The organism is Thioalkalivibrio sulfidiphilus HL-EbGr7 (genome assembly GCF_000021985.1).
Taxonomy (GTDB): Bacteria; Pseudomonadota; Gammaproteobacteria; order Ectothiorhodospirales; family Ectothiorhodospiraceae; genus Thioalkalivibrio_A; species Thioalkalivibrio_A sulfidiphilus.
Genome location: NC_011901.1, coordinates 434,629 through 450,243 on the forward strand (window position 1 = coordinate 434,629; position 15,615 = coordinate 450,243).

The following is a 15,615-nucleotide window of genomic DNA, read 5'->3' on the forward strand; positions in this document are numbered from 1 at the left end:
CACCCCTTACGCCGGCGCCACCGGGTCGGCCACCTCGATCGCCCAGGCCGGCACCGTCACCGTCCCGCCCTCGGTCAGGACCTGCGGTGTGCACACCGTGGCGTAGAGCAGGCGCGTGGCATCGATCAGCACCACGTGGTCCGCCTCGCCGGAATCAGTGATCGAGAGATCCGCCTGCTGTGCCACCGTCACCTTGCGCCCCGAGACGTCGCCCGTCGCTTTGGTGAAATCGGCACCGGTCAGCGACTCGGAGGCCAGGGCGCTGGCGAGCGCCGCGGCCCGGTCGATGGGCTGGCCCACGCACACCAGGAGCTGTGTGGCCTCGGCAGCGCGGTCGAGCGTGCCGTCCAGTACATAATCGTTCGCGAAACGTGCCATCTCAGTGATCCCCCTCGGTCATGCTCACCTGGTGCACGATGTCCTGCACACCCTCCAGCCGTGTGCCTGCCGTGTTGGGCGTGCCGGTCGGCACGGCGCCGCTCGGGTCGCTGGCCCAGCCAGCGGCGCAGAAGCGTGCGCGCTGTTCCGTGCTCACCAGCCGTTTTTCCTCGGCGTAATACGCCGAGCCGTCCCGCGCGCGAAAGTCACGCAGCACGTCGATCCAAACCATCCCACTCTTGTCCATCAATGCACCCTCCCGATCCGGTCCTCCGCCTGCACCACGAACAGGCGGTCCTCCGCCTGCACCACGAAAATCCGATTGCCGAGATCCACCGTCGCCAGCGGATCAAACAGCGCAACCTGCTGCGCGATGTGCGCATGCACCGCGTTATCCACCACCAGCACCGCGTCCGTCGGCATCCCGTCGATGGCATCCGAGGTCAGCGCATGCACCGCGCCCGCCACCGCCAGCACGTGCCCCTGCGTCAGCGCCACCCCTTGCACCGTGTGCCCATGCAGCGCGCTGCCGATCTCCAGCAGCAGCGCCTCCGAGAGCGTCACGCTCTCCACGCGATGCCCGTGCACCGCATCGCCCACCACCAGGAGGTGCGCCTGGGTCAGTTGCGCATCCTGGGCGAAGTGCCCGTGATGCGCCGCGCCGACGTCGAGCATCGCCTCCGTCGTCACCGCCGGCGCCGTCGAGGTGTGCCCATGCCAGGCAGCGAGCACATCCAGCAGCCCCGCCTGCGTCAACACGACAGCCGCGGCCGTGTGGCCATGCAGGGCACCGGCCACGGTCAGCGTGGCCGCCTGGGAAAGAGCAGGCGAACCGGAGGTATGCCCATGCAGCGCCCCCGCCACCGCCAGTACCGCCGCCTGCACCAGATCAGCGGCTTCGGCCGTATGGCCATGACGCACACCACCCACGGAGAGCACGTGCCCCTGGATCAGTTGGATCTCAGGGGAGCGGAGGGAATGGTAAGCACCGCCGACGTCGAGAGCGTCGCCAGGCCCCTCGCCGGGATACACGATGGTGTCTACGTACGCACTGAGGTCCTCGCCGGGATCGTCGCTCACGATAATCTGCCCGACGAGCCACGGCGTCTCGGCGTCACCATTGCCCAGCGACAGCTGCACCAGCGGATCGTATGTGCCCGCCGTACCGACCACGACAGTGGGCGCATCGAGCGCAGGCACAGATGCCCCGAATGGCCAGACCCGGCAGCGCAAACCGTCCGCGAGATCCGGGGTATCGACGGTGATGTCCCAGACGATCTCTATCCAGGTCAGACCCGTGGGGATGGGGTAGTTGCGCTCCAAAATGACGCCGAACTCCGCCCACTGGATCTGTATGCGCAGATCGCTACCGATGCGGAATGCGCGAACTCGACCGTTGGACTGGGTGGCAGCCCGGATCCCGAATATCTCGGTTGCCGCGTCCTGGACGGGCTCGTAGAGCAGCAGCACACGACCTGCCGGCGCGAGCGTACCGTGAGGCGGGGTACTGGCTGCCCGCGTGCACCACGTGACGCCAATATCCATCGCGAGTCTGGCCCCCCAGTCGCCACCCGGCGCGGTGATAGCAAACGGTGAGCACCACGACGGGTCCTGCAGATAGGTGAGATCGGGCGGATGCTCGGTCTCGCCGTGGGTATACACACCGCTGTCCATTACGCCCTGCATGTTGGTCCAGAGCGTGATCACAAGCAGCGGTCCCTGATATCGAATGCGTCCGCCAGCAGGGGGCGGAAGGCCCGGCGCTCAGCCTCTGTGGCAGGCCGCTGCGCCCCTGCCAGCTCACACCCCACCCGCTTGCACCGCACCGAGCAATAGATCCGTTGCGGAGCGCAATCCGGCGGCAGCGGATCGTGGCACACGATGCAGGTGACGGACCTCACTACGATCACTGCACCCGAATAATCAGCAACTGCGTCGGCGATCCCGGCGATGCCGGCTCCCAACTGAACGCAGCCACATTGCTCGGACCGCTCTCGCGCCCCTGCGTGTCCGTCGCAGTCATCACGCACCAGTAGTCCCCGTAGCCGTGGCCGAACACGTCGGTCATGTCCGCCACGTGAGTGCCGTCGCCAGTCATCCCAGGGATCTGGTAGCCGCCCTCAAAGGGCCCAGCCTCGTCTGCCGCGCAGCGCAGCGTGTAGTGGCTGATCTCGGTCGCCGGATCCATCGGCATGCCGTCCAGGCGCTGCGTGGGTGGATCCCAGGTGACCGTGACCTCGAGCGGATCGAGCTCCTGGGCAACGGCGGACCCGAGGGCAAACAGGCACAGCAGGGCAGTCAGTATGTGTCGCATCAGAATTTCTCCCAATTGAATTGACTGGCTCCACCGCGCACTACTGCGCGTCCAGCGGGTGTGGCGGTGGCGGTGTCCTGCACGCCGAGGCTCGCTGCGCCCTGCGAGAGATCGCGCAGCCACTTCACCTGGCGCTCGTATCGCTTCTCCACTTCCTCCGGTGCATGCGCGCCGTAGAGGTTGTATCGGGCAATGTCTGCGGCGGCCTGGGGGAGGTTGGAGCCCTGCACCAGGTCGACGGCCAGGGGAAGCACGTAGCGCGGCGCCAGATAGGAATCCACCAGGGCCTCGGCGTCGGCGATGGCTCTGGCGAGCACTTCCTCGTCCACGATGCCCTGGCGATGGCGATCGGTGAGCTGGATCAGCTCGGCCTCGCCATATCGCTGGATCAGGTCATCGCGGTCCGTGTACATGAGCTCAGACGGTCAGCCCGTCCTTGTGGGCCGCCAGGGTGGCCTTGCCGATGCCCTGCACGCGGGTGAGATGATCCACGCTTTCGAAGGGCCCGTGCTCCTCGCGATAGGCCACGATCCGGGCAGCCACGCCATCGCCCACACCGGAGATCGCGGAGGCCAACTCTTCGGGGGTGGCGGTGTTGATGTTCACGGCGCCCTGCGGGGGCGATCCCTCGCCTGTGTTCGTGCTGTCATCCTGACCTCCCGCCGGCCTGGTCATCGTCGCGGTGTTATGCAGGGGCGCGATGGCACTCAGCGCCAGGAGGGGGGCGGCATGCTTTTCGTCCAGGGCCACGAGGACCTCGTTCGCGGGATCCGGGCGGTATAGCACACCGTTGTGTCTTAGCGGGGTCTTGACCAGGTACTCACGCATCGTTTCGCTCTCCAATAAAGCGGGGCCTCTCGGCCCCGCTCTCATCTCGGCTGGGGGCGCGCCGGATCAGGCCGCGTTGCGGATCAGGAATCCGGCCAGCCCGGCGGCCATCACGGGGTCCACCTCGTCGGTCACCGGATAGATCCAGCTCTTGGCGTTGCGGTCCTGGTAGGGCTGCTCGACGATGGGGAAGTTGCGCAGCCGATAGGTGTAGCCGTAGCTGGGCAGACCCATGTCGGCGAGAGAGCCTACCTCGGTGTAGGCCACGATCACGTCGCCGCCCCACACGTCCACCAGGTCGCCATCGTCCTCGGCATATACCGCATCGCCGACCACCACGCGCTGCAGGTTCCACAGGCTGGCCAGCATCTCCGGGGTGATGGAATCGCGCCCGGTGTACTTGATGCGGTCGATGATCTTCGGGTGGTTGCGCACGGCGTCGAAGGCCTTGCCGGAGAGCAGCGCGGTATTCGGGCGGCGGCCGATGGTCGAGCGCACCGCGGAGCGCGCCGCGTCGATATCGCCGGTCGGATCGCTGTTGTCGTGGTCGCTCCACTGATCGGTGCCGGATAGCGTGACCTTGTGGTCGTTGTCGTAGCTGGCCTCGTCGCGCGCGATATCCGCCCGTGCCTTCTCCAGGCGCAGATCGATGATGTTCTGCGTCTTGCGGATCGCCACGGTGGCCATGTCGATGTTTGGCACCGCGTTGGCGTCTTCCATGATCTCGAACGGCACCTGGCCTTCCAGCGCGTGCTGCTCCAGGCTGTAGGGGTCGCCCTGGTAGCCGTAGTTCACACGCTTGGTGTTGGCGCCCGGGGCGCGGCCGGTGGCGTAGAGTTTGAAGTCCTCCTTGCCGAACTGGATGATCTTGCCGCCGCGCTGCTCCACCGGCACCACCGGAAAGAGCGCCTCGCCAACGAAGTCCGCGTTCTTGTGGCCCTGGGCCACCTGGGTCAGGATGGGATCGATCACCCGGGCCTGACGGGGGGTCATCTGAGGCATGGTCTAAGTCTCCTTGGGTCTCGCGACGCGCGCGTCAGTTGGGGATCAGGACGATCTCGATGAGATCACCGTCGGCGCCGGCGGCCTCCAGGGCCCGCCCGACCTTCTCGCCGGCGGCCAGCGTGATGGCCTTGCCGTCGGAGCCCACCTGCACGGCCGCGCCGGCCGTGATGGCGGCGCCCGCGGTCACGCGGGTGGTGCCCAGCACGTCGACCGGCGTCATGTCGCCGGTATCTGCCTCGGAGCGGGTCACGCCCAGGGCGTTGCCACCAGCGCTTGCGACCGCACCGGCGGCGGTCACGAAGCGGTGCGGCGACAGGGCCGCCGCGGCGGCGATGGAAAGCGTCAGGATGGCGATGTTCTGGCTCGGCATGGTGTGCTCCTCAGCTCTCGTTCACGGCGCGCACGGCCGTGATGTAGTCCGCGCCCGGGTGGGCCTTCTGGTAATCCAGCGCCTTGCGGTGCAGTTCGAGCTGGTCGCCGTCCACCGCGTAGCCCTGGGGCGCGTTGAAGCTGGCGGCCTGATCCGGCGCGCCCCCGGGGCCCTCCCGGCCGTCCTCGCCGAGACTCACCTGCTTCGGCAGCCGGCCGACGAACTCCCGGAACCAGTCGAGCGGCGCCTTCTTCTCGGTGCGCGCCTGGTCGCCCTCACCACTGGAGAACTCGAACGTCTCATCCGGCAGCGCCAGCATGAACTCCGCCGCCCCCTCGGCCTGGGCCGGCGTCAGCCGGCCGGCATCCACGTGGGCGCGCAGCTCGGTCTCGTAGGCTGCGCGCAGCCGCCCCGTTCGCTCCTGGCTGAGCTGGTCGTTGAGCTCGGTCTCACGCCGGGCGAACTCCGCCGCGGCTTCCTCCCGCGCCTCCCGTCGGGCGCGCTCGATATCTTCCTGGGTAGGCATGTCCAGGTCTCCTGTCTGTGACTGTGCGAATGCAGGGGTGGGTTCGTCCTCCGGGCCGATGCTCTGTTCCAGCGCCGAATCCGCGTGCTCCTTCAGGGCGTCGAGCTCCCCCTCGGGCATGACACGATCCGCCGCCTCGGCGCCGAAGTGCTCAATGAGAAAGTCGCGCATGCGCCGCATCAGGCGCGCCATCACGGACGGTGTGTACCAGTCGGCCGCGTAATCGTGGTACTCACCCTCGGGCTCCTGGTAGTTGAGCGCTGCCAAACCGGAGACGGCCGGCGGGGCTGCGCCCAGAAAGCCCACGTGCAGCAGACGCCAACCCTCGGGAGAGGGGGCGACTCGGATCGAACGCTTGCGGTAGCGCCCGGCCTCCACGGCGGCGGCGAACTCGTTGGCGACGTCCTTGAAGCGGGCAAGCAGACGCCCGCCCTCGCGCTTCAGGGCGGCGGTCCAGCCGTAGGCGGGATCATTCGTCTTGGGGTGGCCGATGACGATCGGCGCGGCATCAGCTTCGGAATGGTTGCGGACGATCTGGTCGAGATCATCCTCTGTCCAGGTGCGCGTGTTCCCCGCCGCATCGGTGTGCTCGCCGGCGCGAAACACCTCGATCCAGTCGTTGAACCCACGGAAGGCTTGAGTGCGTGTCGGCATGACACGCACTTTGGGGGAATCAGGCCGGGGGGATCAGCGGGAAATGTTTCCCAGTGATGGGAATGCGGATACAGTCATAGCGTGCGACAGACTGGCAGACCCGTCAATGGCGGTCAGCAAATTGGATGCGCAGGCGCAACCGAATGGTGGGGAATCACGCATTGGTGCGGACCACTCACCCCACCACCACTACCGAAGCCCTAACGGCCAGCGTAACCGGCGCGAGGTACGAGCGTCCGAGTTGACGCTGATGTTAGATTTTTACTGGAGATTCGATGGATATTGAAAACATCGACGAAGCCGAGCAACTGATTGAAAAGCTGCGGACAGTGCAGGCTGCAAAGGAAAGTATCAATGCCGCCACAGGGGAGGACGGGGGAAGCTACGAAACGTTCGCGCTTGTGGAAAAAGACACACATATCGAAATAGAACTGCCAGGACTAAAGGCTGAGGTAATGGAGGCAATCGGATCGGTGCTTAACGAGCAATACGACAAGATTACCGCGCGGCTGAGAGAAATCTGACAGCTAAGACTCAAGCGCCTTCCTCAACCAGATAGGGTTCCCCAATCAGCTCTCCATGCTCATCGAACTGGCAGTGGTATTGATGCGGGATATGGACACCGAGCGCGTTGTAGAGGTCGACGATGCCCAGCACCGATCGGCCGCCGCCGGTGGTGCCGTGCCTGGTTTTGGTGAACTCGACCTTCGATGGGTATCTGGCCATGCGAATGACGTGTGAATGACAGCTGTCGATGAGCGCCTGCCAACGGGCCTCGTCGGCCGCCTGGGTCCGCGAGGCCTTGCGTTGGTCCAGGGCATAGTTGACGGCCGCCAGCAATCCGAACGCCACCAGCGCGATCAACACCAATCTCAGGATACCCATATCGCCTCCCTGTCCCTGTAAAGAGAAGATTATCGCCAGATCCGGGCGCATGGCTCTGGCGCCACCCGATTCAAAACCGTTTCAAATCCCCGCATCCGCCCCGATCGCCCCGCCGGATACCCATGGGGGCGGCCGAGCGCCCCGGAGGGCTCTCAGAGCTTCTGAGGCTGCCTCGTCATTTCGGGGCAAATGTGCGGCTCGCCGCGCATTTGCATCGGAGAGCCCCATCACCAGGTGCGCCACCTGCACCGCGCGGCCCAGCAACCTTTTCCTCTACCGGCACAGATCATGTCCGGCAGATTCCAGGCAATCCACGAACTGCGAGCGCCCGTCGAAGCCGCGCATGTAGGCATAGCGCCAGGCCGCCAGCCCAGGCACATCGTAGAGGATGCGATTGGCATCAAAGAGGTTCTTGGCTCGGGTGATCCCGTCGACAGGCATGCGAGAACCCGCCGGATAGAAGTACACCGCGGTCATTTGACCGGCAGCGTAAGGTCGTTGCTCGGCGTATCGTCGCGCCTGGTCAGCACCGGGATCGCCACGGTATTCGATGGTGAATATTCGATTGGTGGCTCGGTCCTTGAAGTAGCCCTTGATCCGGAAGTCGCTGGCCCATGCCACAGAGGCGGCCAGGAGCAGGCACAGCGGCACAGCCACGATCATCGTTCTCAGGTTCATCGATTTTTCTCCCTTCGTCCATGACGCCGGATTGCTCGGCGTGTACCAGTTAAGAGATCGGCCTGGCTAAGTCTTCTTACGTCCTTTCCTCAGCGCCGCTAGCGCGCGCACCTGGGCGCGTATGCCCTTCCTCTGTTCCTCTGTCAGATCCCGCCACAGCAGCACCAGCTCCAACTCATCGGGGCGGAGCATGACCGGCTGGGGAGCGTCTTTGTCGCGGCCGGTCAGGATGTAGTGGAGATCAGCTCCATGCATCCCAAATGCGGCCAGCGCCTCCCCTCCAGGAGCGTTGATCCCTCGTTCCCAGCGACCAACGATTTCACGGCGCACACCACAGATGCCTGCAACCTCCGCTTGGGACAGGCCGAGGCGCACTCGCTCTTCCCGGAATCGAGACGAAATAGTATCTGACATTCTTGACAAGAGACTTTTTAGTCTCTTATGCTCCCATCCAAGGCTGCCAAACAGCAGCACCGAACCCCAAAAAACGGCGGTCCCACCAGACCGCCACCGTAAGCCCAAATCGACAGCGCGCTGTCGGTTTGCCAGACAGAAGGAGTCCGCCGTGCACTGGGCCGACCGCTATTGCCTGATTCACAAGGCCGGTTATACACCGACCCGTATCGCTCGGGAGCTGGGCTGCAACCCAAATGCCGTCAGCCAGGTCCTCCGCGACCAAGCCAGATCGTACAACATCGCGAGTTTCATCGCCGCAATCACAAAGACCCCGCTCTCCAGGCTCTGGCCGGACGGGTGCTACAGCGAACCGCCCCGCCAGGCCAAGACCCGGAGGGCGGCATGATCACCACCCCCATCCAACGCGCCCTGATCGACGCGTCCCAGAACATCGGCTGCATCGCGGAGATGAACGGCCAGGCCACGCACGCACTGGCCGCCCGCATCGCAGCCAGCGGCAAGGCGCTGGAGGACCTGACTGTTGGCGAGCTGCTGTCTCTCATGGGCTCTACCGTACAGCCCGGGGAGGACGCCGTCAGTGGCTAAGACGCGGGCGGATTTTTCCAGTGTTCAGGCCGATCTGTTCCAGCGACTGGCGGAGCAGGAGGCCCTGGAGGCACAGGCCGCGCAGGACCTGGACATCGGCCCCGAGCTGCTGGGCGCCGTCAACCAGGCGATCCGGGAGGCCAAGCGCCGGGGGCTGTCCCGGGAGCGGATCGTCCAGCGCATGAATCTGGTCCTGCCGGACCAGGAGCGCCCGATCACGCCGCGCCAGCTCAACGCCTGGACGGCCCACAGCAAGGAATACCACGAATTCCCCGCCCGCTACCTGCCCGCGTTGTGCTGGGCCACGGGCTCCATCGCCCCGCTGCTGGTGCTGGCCCAGGCCATCGGCCACGACCTGGTGGACGGCCGCGAGCAGGCCGCGCTGGCCCTGGGTGAGCGCCTGGTGGCCCACGCGCGGCTGGGGCGGGATATCCGAAATCTGAAGAAGACCTTGGAGGGTTAGATGGACGATGCAAACCGCATCAATCGCGAACTGTTCGGGAGTCTCATGCACATGGACAACCTGCGTGAAATGGCCAATCTGCTCGCTGATTGCGTTAACGCGCCCGGCACGGTGGAAGCCGCGGAGGCAGTGGCCGACTACGCCGTGCGCATCATGACGGACGGCGGCCGTCACGGCACCGACATGAAACAACTGCTGGGCTTCCTGGACTCCATCGAGACTCAGCACAGCTACACCATGCGCCTTCTGTTTCGTGCGGCCGCCGTAGATCTGGCCGGTCGCACCGAAGACGTCCTGAATTCCGGGGGTGCAGCATGACCAAGAAGCTCCCCGCAACCGAGACGCAAGAGCCGACGACAGACGAGGCCGCTGGCGAGGCGTACCGGATGCTGGGCTTGGCTCAAATGGCCAATGCCAGCCGCAATTTATTTACCGTCAGCACCTTGAAGGTGCTCGCGGAAATAAAGAAACGCAAGCTTTTCAAAGGGTTGTCGATAAACACGCCGGAAGGAAACTGCCGACAGGTTAGCAGTTTTGAGGATTACTGCCGCTACGGGCTGGGCCTGTCCAGGCAGAAGGTTGATGAGGACCTGGCCAATCTGTCCGCCCTCGGCGAGGAGGCGCTGCAAGCGATGCGTGGCGCCGGGCTTGGCTATCGCGAACTGCGCCAGCTCCGTCAGTTGCCCGAGGACGAGCGCGGCGAGGTGATCCGCCGGGCCGAGGCCGCGCAGGACAAGGACGAGGTGTTGGAGATCCTGGAGGCCGTGGTGGAGCGGTCTCTCGATACCCGCCGCCAGCTCAAGGACGCTCAGCACGGGCTGATGCGGGAGCAGCACGCCCGTGAGTTGGCCGAGGTGGAGGCCGAGCAGCTGCGCGAACGCCTGCGCAAGGCCGAGGCCCGCACGTGGCCCGAGTTTACGACCCAGGTGCGCATGGATTCCTCCGCCCTGGCGGAGAAGGCGCTGCTGTGCCTGGACGATCTTGAGCGGCTGACGGCCAAGCTGGAGGACCCGGACCTGCCGCTCGATGACCCTGAGCGGTTTGCGCACTACGGCGCGGCGGTGATGGCGTTCTGGCAAAACCTGAGCGCGGTGCATGCGCGGGCGGCGCGCCTGGCGGCCATCGCGGGCGAGACCTTCGCGGAGACCATCGGCGAGGAGGCGGGCAACTTGCCGATGATGCCTGAAGAAGAGGCACATCAGTTCCTGCACCTGCGCCGCCTGATCCTCAACGAACACGAGGCCGAGGCGCATGCCCGCGAGGCGGTGCGTATGCAGCAAGGGGTTCGGAAGCCCGGACGGCCGAAGGGCAGCAAGAACAAGAGCCGGCGCAAGGGGGCGTGAAATGGGCAACGTAATCGCCACCCCCTATACCCCGCGCCCATTACCACAACCCGCTCGATCGGACGACGAGTGGGCGCGGCTCCCGGAGTACAAGCGTGAGCGTGCCGAGATGCGGCTGGCGTTGATCAAGGTGGAGCTCGACAAGGTGGTCGCGGGCGTCGTGTCCGCAAAGTCCGCGGCCCAACACCTCCGGGCGATGATCGACGCCCGCCGGGTGCCGGAGCACACCCTGGCTATCGCCAAGAAGGTGGGGCGGGCGGGCGAACCGCCCAGCTGGCAGAGCATCGAGCGATGGCTCAACGGCTACCGTGATGCTGGCATGTTAGGCCTCGTGGATCGATACAAGGGCCGGCAAAGGCGTGCCCTCGGGTGCGAGGCTCGCATCCTTTATTACCTCCGGCACGGCGCGAAGAACGACGCGGGCAACATCACAAAGTTCCTGCAACAGGAAGGATTCGATGTCACCTATGGACAGGTCCGGAGGTACATCAAGACGCTCCCCGCAACCGAGACGCATCACCAGAGCCGCGTCGGGCAGCTCGAATACAACAGCCGGATGCGCGGTTACGTGCGACGCGCCACAGCCCACCTTCCAGTGGGTGCGTGCTATCAGTCCGACGGCAACCTGATGCCCATACACCTGGCGCATCCGGTGACGGGCAAACCCTGGCGGCCGGAGATGACCCCCTGCTTGGATGTCGTGAGCCGGTACTGGGTCGGGTATTACATCGCCGAGTCGGAGTCGGCGATCGGAACGATGCACGCCCTCGGGGATTCGATCCGGCGTGAGAATCACGTCCCTCTGGATTTTCAGGCCGACAACGGCCCCGGCTTCAAGGCCGGACTCGTGCAGCGCTTCCTGGAAAACCTCGGGATCACGCCCCACCACCCGCGCCCACGCAACCCCAAGGACAACGGCTATGTGGAGCGGTTTCACGGCATCCTGAAAAACGAGTGCCTGAAGCGGCTGCCGGGTTACTGCGGCAAGGACGCGAATCCGGACATGGTGAAGGCCTTCTTGCGCGACGTGCGCAACAAGGAACAGCAGCTGCTCACTCTCGCTCAGTTCTACGAAATCGTGGAAGAGTTCCGTCGCTGGTACAACCACGAGAGGGCGCACGGCGAGATCGACTGCGCGCCGGCCGCCCTCTGGGCGAGGCTGGAGCGCAACCCCCCGATTGACCTGGATGCCGCGATGTTCTGGGACCGGGAGGAACGTACGGTTTCTGATTGCCGGATCCGCTTCGCCAACCGCGAATACAGCGCGCCCGAGCTGATCCAGTGGAATACCAAGAAGGTCTTCGTCGAGTTCAATCTGCGCTCGGATGCGATGGTGCGCGTGCTCGATCTGTCGGGCCGATGGATATGCGATGCGCCCCGCACCAAGGAATCCCCATACCGCTTCAGCTCGATCATGGAGGACCGCAAGCAGTTCAACCTGCGCCAGCGGCTCAAGACGATCGAGCGCAATCGCGAAGAGATGGAGGCCCGGGCCGGCCTGGCCGTCACCCACGACCAGGTGCTGGAACGCATGGCCGAGCTGGAGCAACCGGACGGAGCTGCTCTGGAAAAGAAAACGGGAAGCACGTCGGCCAACGTGCCCCCCGTCGAGTCCCGCTCGGAGATCGAGCTGGACATCCTTAACACCGACTACTGAGTCGGTTCACATCAGGCAGGAGTGTACCACATGAGTCACATCAGCGAAGTCATCGCGCAGCCGTCTGAATGGGGCGAGCGCTACACCGAGGAGGATCGGGCGCTCACGCACCAGGTGATCCAGATCCTGAACTCCGACACGGCCCGCGAGCGCGGCTGGTCCCGGGCGAATCTCGCGCGCCGGGCCGGCATTGCCCAGAGCACGCTGCACATGCTGCTGGCAGGCACGTATGCCGCGAGCCCGACACAGAAACTGCGCGCGGCGCTGTCAGTCCTGGAGCGTGATGCCGCGCGCATGCGCGAAGGCGTCCGGGACATGCCCTACGTGGAGACGAGCGTGCACCGGGCCGTCTATGCGGCCTGCAAGCGGGCGCACCTGTATCGCAACTTCGGTGTCGTCTCGGCCTTCGTCGGCACTGGCAAGACCCGGGCGGTGAAACGCTACGCGGACACACACCACGGCGCCGTGCTCATCGAGGCCTCGCCGGAGATGACCGGCTCCGTGCTGCTCGATCAGCTCATCGAGGCCACGGGCGCGCCGGTGCGCGCTGCGCACAAGTACTCCCGCGGCACCAAGGCCGAACGCATGGCCGCCGTGCTGCGCGCGCTCAAGGGCACCGACAGCATGCTGATCCTGGACGAGGCGGAGACCGTCACGGCCGGCACGCTGGAGATCGTGCGCCGCATCCGGGATCTGGCGGGCATCGGTGTGGTGCTCGCCGGCACGGAGCGCCTGCTGCCGATGATCCGTGATCCGCGGGGCCGCTTCGGGCAGATCTCATCGCGTGTCGGCTTCTGGCCGCCGGTGATCCGCGGCATCACCGAAGCCGACGCCCACGCGCTCGCGCGCGCGGCGCTCGCCAGTGACGTGGACACGCTGGATGAGCCGGTCCTCAACGCCCTCTGGCAGGTGTGCGACGGGTCCGCCCGCGTGCTGTGCGAGGGCTTAATCCCCGGCGTTCGCGACTACGGGCTGAAGCAGGGTCATGCCCTGTCGCCGGAACTGATCTTCAAGGTGGGCCAAGACGTGCTGGGCTTTCGCCCGGCGAGGAGGGGGGCATGAAGACATTCGACGCAAACCGCCCGGCGCTGACCAGGGACGGCAGGCCCGTCACTATCTGGCGCCGGCGTGATGGCCTGCTGATGGGGGCGATCCACCTGGGCGCGGGCTGCTTCGAGGGTTGCTGCTGGGGCGAGCGCTCGGGACTGCGGATCGATACGGACCATCCGTCCGGTGGCGACCTGGTCAACGCGCCCGAGTGGCTCGCCCAGGACGCGCTCAACAGGCTGCGCGACAGCTACGACGAGCACGACCTGCGCGCCCGCTTCGGCGTGCGCTTTGACACCTTCCTGATCTGCCCCGACGAGATCCTCGCATCGGTAGCGGGCTGCGATCCGGACGCGGCGCCGTTGCTGCCCGAACAAGCGGCGGTGATGCACGCGCAGATCGAGGCGGAACTCGTGCCGCCTGGTGCGCACCTGCGCGGCTAGAGATACGTGGAGCCCATGCACCACCACAGCTACGCGGTGAGCACCAGGAGGGCCATGCGATGAGCCGGATCCCCGCGAACATCGAAGTGACCGAGCTGCCGGTCGAGCGCATCACGATGGGCGAGCGCCGCCGGCGGCACGACCTCCGCAAGTTGCTCCTGGTGGGCAGCCTCATGGCAGACCAGCTGCTGCGCTACGCCGATGATCTGGACGAGAGCTCAGGAGGCGATCCGCAACGTATGGAGCGCGCCCTGGCCGAAGCCTGGCAGAGCCAGCTCGAGAGGGCCCGCAGGCAGGCGCGTGAGTCCATCGGCGAGTGCGAGTGGTGCGGCCTGGTGGATCACCACCTGGTGCACGGCATCTGCCCCGCCTGCCGCGCGCGGAGCGTGGACGCGTGAAGCTGGTCTGCCCCTGCTGCGGCGCGACGCTCTCCATCGAGGCGCTGCTCACCGACGGCGCCGCCCGCGAGACGGTGGCCGCCGCACTGGCGCTTCCGGCGCCGCTGGGGGATCGCGTCCTGCGCTACCTGGCGTTATTCCGGCCCGCGTCCCGGGCGCTGTCCTGGGACCGGGCGGGGAAGCTGTTGCACGAGTTGCTTGGCCCCATCAAGGCCGCCCAGGTGGAGCGCAATGGGCGCGCCTGGGCGGCGCCGCTCCCGCTCTGGGAGCAGGCGTTCGATCAGATGCTCGCCAACCGCGAGACCCTGCGCCTGCCGCTCAAGGGCCACGGCTACCTGTTCGAAGTGGTCGCCGGCCTGGCCAATACCGCCGAGGGGCGCGCGGAGGCAAAGCGCGAGCAGCTCCGGCAGCGGCCCGACGGGCGGCGCGGCGGGGGACTGCGCAAACCCATCGACCGCGAGGCGGCAAAAGTTCGCATCCAGGAAGCCAAGCAGGCCATGAGAGGTGAGGCGTGTATCTCGACATCGAGCACCGCAAGCGATTGAAGGCCCGCGCGCTGGAGCTGCTCTCGCAGCATCAGGGCCCGGACGATCCCATCAGCATGACGGCGCTGAACGCCGCGATCACCGGCGAGACGGTGATCCCCTGGCGCCGCTACGACCAGAGCCGCATCACGCGCTCATTGATCACCGAGCTGCGCCAGGAGGGGCACGCCATCGCCCACAAGCCCGGCGCCGGCGGCGGGTACTACATGGCCCGCAACGAAGACGAACTCAAGGACACGGCCGCCTGGTTCCGCAAACGGGCCATGAGCAGCCTGCGCCAGGAGGCGGCCCTGCGCCGCATCTCGCTCGGCGCACTCATCGAGCAGTACCAACTGGAGCTGAAAGAGGAGCATTCCACCCATGCCCAAGACTGAACGCATCAAGCAGAAGGCCGCCACCTTCGTGCCCGGGCGGCGCGAGGAGGTCACCGAGGCCATCGCCGAGATCGGCCGCCTGCAGCGCGAGCGCAGCCGGATCCAGGCAGCGATGAACGACGAGATCGCCGCGGTGAAGCAGCGCTACGAGGAGCAAGCCAGGCCGCTGGCGGAGGATATCCAGCGCCTGGCCGACGGCGTGCACCTGTGGTGCGAGGCGAACCGCCCGGAGCTTACCCAGGAGGGCAAGCGCAAGACCGCGAACCTGGCGAGCGGCGAGGTGCGCTGGCGTATGCGCCCGCCGTCGGTCAGCGCCCGGGGCCTGGACAAGATCATCCAGACCCTCAAGGACTTGCGCCTGACCCGCTTCATCCGCACCAAGGAGGAGCTGGACAAGGAAGCCGTGCTCGCAGAGCCCGACGCCGTGAAGCACATCAAGGGCATCAGCATCAAGCAGTCCGAGGACTTCGTGATCGTGCCCTTCGAGACGGAACTGGAGGAAGTGGCGTGAGCTGGGTGCCTGTGGAATCGGACGTGCCGCCTCCGCTCGTCGACGTCCTGGTCGTGCATGAACTCTTCGAGGGCCAGCACACCACGGACTTCGCCTATCGCAAGCGCGATGGGCAGTGGGTGCTGACGGGCTCCGATCCGGATCAGTAGATCCAGCCAAGCCACTGGATGCATGTGCCGGCGCTGCCGGCCGAG

25 protein-coding genes are annotated in these 15,615 nt (G+C 66.1%); 13 read left to right on the top strand and 12 right to left on the bottom strand.

Annotated features, from left to right (window positions below; genetic code table 11):
• Positions 1–6: 6 nt before the first annotated feature.
• The 9 genes from TGR7_RS01945 to TGR7_RS01990 form a co-directional block, all read right to left on the bottom strand.
• Entirely contained in the window at positions 7–378 is a 372-nt protein-coding gene (locus TGR7_RS01945; RefSeq protein ID WP_012636980.1) for a hypothetical protein, read from the bottom strand.
• Between the two features lies 1 nt (position 379).
• Entirely contained in the window at positions 380–610 is a 231-nt protein-coding gene (locus TGR7_RS01950) for a hypothetical protein (protein ID WP_148211452.1), read from the bottom strand.
• Positions 611–624: 14 nt separating this feature from the next.
• Positions 625–2,085 carry a hypothetical protein gene (locus tag TGR7_RS01955; RefSeq protein ID WP_041440786.1) on the bottom strand — a complete coding sequence of 487 codons (1,461 nt, stop codon included), beginning with the start codon at positions 2,083–2,085 and terminating at the stop codon, positions 625–627.
• Positions 2,086–2,284: 199 nt separating this feature from the next.
• On the bottom strand, positions 2,285–2,692 hold the full coding sequence (locus TGR7_RS01960) for a hypothetical protein (RefSeq protein WP_012636983.1): 408 nt from the start codon (positions 2,690–2,692) through the stop codon (positions 2,285–2,287).
• Positions 2,692–3,105, bottom strand: coding sequence for a gp436 family protein (locus TGR7_RS01965; protein ID WP_012636984.1), 414 nt, complete (start codon positions 3,103–3,105; stop codon positions 2,692–2,694). The genes TGR7_RS01960 and TGR7_RS01965 overlap by 1 nt, the downstream gene beginning before the upstream one ends.
• A 4-nt stretch (positions 3,106–3,109) precedes the next feature.
• Positions 3,110–3,520, bottom strand: a complete 411-nt coding sequence (locus TGR7_RS17660) for a ComEA family DNA-binding protein (RefSeq protein ID WP_012636985.1) — start codon at positions 3,518–3,520, stop codon at positions 3,110–3,112.
• 66 nt (positions 3,521–3,586) lie between these two features.
• The gene (locus TGR7_RS01975) at positions 3,587–4,522 is read right to left on the bottom strand and encodes a major capsid protein (protein ID WP_012636986.1); all 936 of its coding nucleotides are present in this window, start codon (positions 4,520–4,522) and stop codon (positions 3,587–3,589) included.
• A 34-nt stretch (positions 4,523–4,556) separates the two neighbouring features.
• Positions 4,557–4,895 (bottom strand): capsid cement protein, encoded by a 339-nt coding sequence (locus tag TGR7_RS01980; protein ID WP_012636987.1) that lies wholly within the window; start codon positions 4,893–4,895, stop codon positions 4,557–4,559.
• A 10-nt stretch (positions 4,896–4,905) separates the two neighbouring features.
• Positions 4,906–6,075, bottom strand: coding sequence for a hypothetical protein (locus TGR7_RS01990; RefSeq protein WP_012636988.1), 1,170 nt, complete (start codon positions 6,073–6,075; stop codon positions 4,906–4,908).
• Between the two features lie 275 nt (positions 6,076–6,350).
• Here TGR7_RS01990 and TGR7_RS01995 point away from each other — a divergent pair, with 275 nt between their 5' ends.
• On the top strand, positions 6,351–6,599 hold the full coding sequence (locus TGR7_RS01995) for a hypothetical protein (RefSeq protein WP_012636989.1): 249 nt from the start codon (positions 6,351–6,353) through the stop codon (positions 6,597–6,599).
• A gap of 10 nt (positions 6,600–6,609) precedes the next feature.
• Here TGR7_RS01995 and TGR7_RS02000 read toward each other — a convergent pair whose 3' ends face one another.
• From TGR7_RS02000 to TGR7_RS16965, 3 genes are all read right to left on the bottom strand, one after another.
• A complete protein-coding gene (locus TGR7_RS02000) occupies positions 6,610–7,011 on the bottom strand; it encodes a hypothetical protein (protein ID WP_041440791.1) in 402 nt (133 codons plus the stop codon).
• Positions 7,012–7,233: 222 nt separating this feature from the next.
• Entirely contained in the window at positions 7,234–7,638 is a 405-nt protein-coding gene (locus tag TGR7_RS02005; protein WP_012636991.1) for a hypothetical protein, read from the bottom strand.
• Between the two features lie 66 nt (positions 7,639–7,704).
• Complete coding sequence (locus TGR7_RS16965) at positions 7,705–8,013, bottom strand: helix-turn-helix domain-containing protein (RefSeq protein ID WP_222702410.1); 309 nt, start codon at positions 8,011–8,013, stop codon at positions 7,705–7,707.
• Between the two features lie 378 nt (positions 8,014–8,391).
• Between TGR7_RS16965 and TGR7_RS02020 the strand changes: the two genes are divergently transcribed.
• The 12 genes from TGR7_RS02020 to TGR7_RS17565 are packed head-to-tail and all read left to right on the top strand — an operon-like array spanning position 8,392 to position 15,570.
• Positions 8,392–8,640, top strand: coding sequence for a hypothetical protein (locus TGR7_RS02020; RefSeq protein ID WP_222702411.1), 249 nt, complete (start codon positions 8,392–8,394; stop codon positions 8,638–8,640).
• Positions 8,633–9,103, top strand: coding sequence for a hypothetical protein (locus TGR7_RS17350; protein ID WP_012636995.1), 471 nt, complete (start codon positions 8,633–8,635; stop codon positions 9,101–9,103). The genes TGR7_RS02020 and TGR7_RS17350 overlap by 8 nt, the downstream gene beginning before the upstream one ends.
• Positions 9,104–9,421, top strand: a complete 318-nt coding sequence (locus TGR7_RS02030) for a hypothetical protein (protein WP_012636996.1) — start codon at positions 9,104–9,106, stop codon at positions 9,419–9,421.
• On the top strand, positions 9,418–10,446 hold the full coding sequence (locus TGR7_RS16705) for a hypothetical protein (RefSeq protein ID WP_012636997.1): 1,029 nt from the start codon (positions 9,418–9,420) through the stop codon (positions 10,444–10,446). The genes TGR7_RS02030 and TGR7_RS16705 overlap by 4 nt, the downstream gene beginning before the upstream one ends.
• Position 10,447: 1 nt before the next feature.
• Positions 10,448–12,103, top strand: a complete 1,656-nt coding sequence (locus tag TGR7_RS02040; RefSeq protein WP_012636998.1) for a Mu transposase C-terminal domain-containing protein — start codon at positions 10,448–10,450, stop codon at positions 12,101–12,103.
• 30 nt (positions 12,104–12,133) lie between these two features.
• A complete protein-coding gene (locus TGR7_RS02045) occupies positions 12,134–13,165 on the top strand; it encodes an AAA family ATPase (RefSeq protein ID WP_012636999.1) in 1,032 nt (343 codons plus the stop codon).
• The gene (locus TGR7_RS02050) at positions 13,162–13,593 is read left to right on the top strand and encodes a hypothetical protein (protein WP_012637000.1); all 432 of its coding nucleotides are present in this window, start codon (positions 13,162–13,164) and stop codon (positions 13,591–13,593) included. The genes TGR7_RS02045 and TGR7_RS02050 overlap by 4 nt, the downstream gene beginning before the upstream one ends.
• Positions 13,594–13,652: 59 nt before the next feature.
• Positions 13,653–13,991 carry a hypothetical protein gene (locus TGR7_RS02055; RefSeq protein ID WP_012637001.1) on the top strand — a complete coding sequence of 113 codons (339 nt, stop codon included), beginning with the start codon at positions 13,653–13,655 and terminating at the stop codon, positions 13,989–13,991.
• The gene (locus TGR7_RS02060; RefSeq protein WP_012637002.1) at positions 13,988–14,536 is read left to right on the top strand and encodes a hypothetical protein; all 549 of its coding nucleotides are present in this window, start codon (positions 13,988–13,990) and stop codon (positions 14,534–14,536) included. The genes TGR7_RS02055 and TGR7_RS02060 overlap by 4 nt, the downstream gene beginning before the upstream one ends.
• Complete coding sequence (locus TGR7_RS16710) at positions 14,503–14,910, top strand: hypothetical protein (RefSeq protein ID WP_049764595.1); 408 nt, start codon at positions 14,503–14,505, stop codon at positions 14,908–14,910. Before TGR7_RS02060 ends, TGR7_RS16710 begins: the two co-directional genes overlap by 34 nt.
• Positions 14,897–15,421 carry a host-nuclease inhibitor Gam family protein gene (locus tag TGR7_RS02070; protein ID WP_012637004.1) on the top strand — a complete coding sequence of 175 codons (525 nt, stop codon included), beginning with the start codon at positions 14,897–14,899 and terminating at the stop codon, positions 15,419–15,421. The genes TGR7_RS16710 and TGR7_RS02070 overlap by 14 nt, the downstream gene beginning before the upstream one ends.
• On the top strand, positions 15,418–15,570 hold the full coding sequence (locus TGR7_RS17565) for a hypothetical protein (protein ID WP_012637005.1): 153 nt from the start codon (positions 15,418–15,420) through the stop codon (positions 15,568–15,570). The genes TGR7_RS02070 and TGR7_RS17565 overlap by 4 nt, the downstream gene beginning before the upstream one ends.
• Positions 15,571–15,615: the final 45 nt, after the last annotated feature.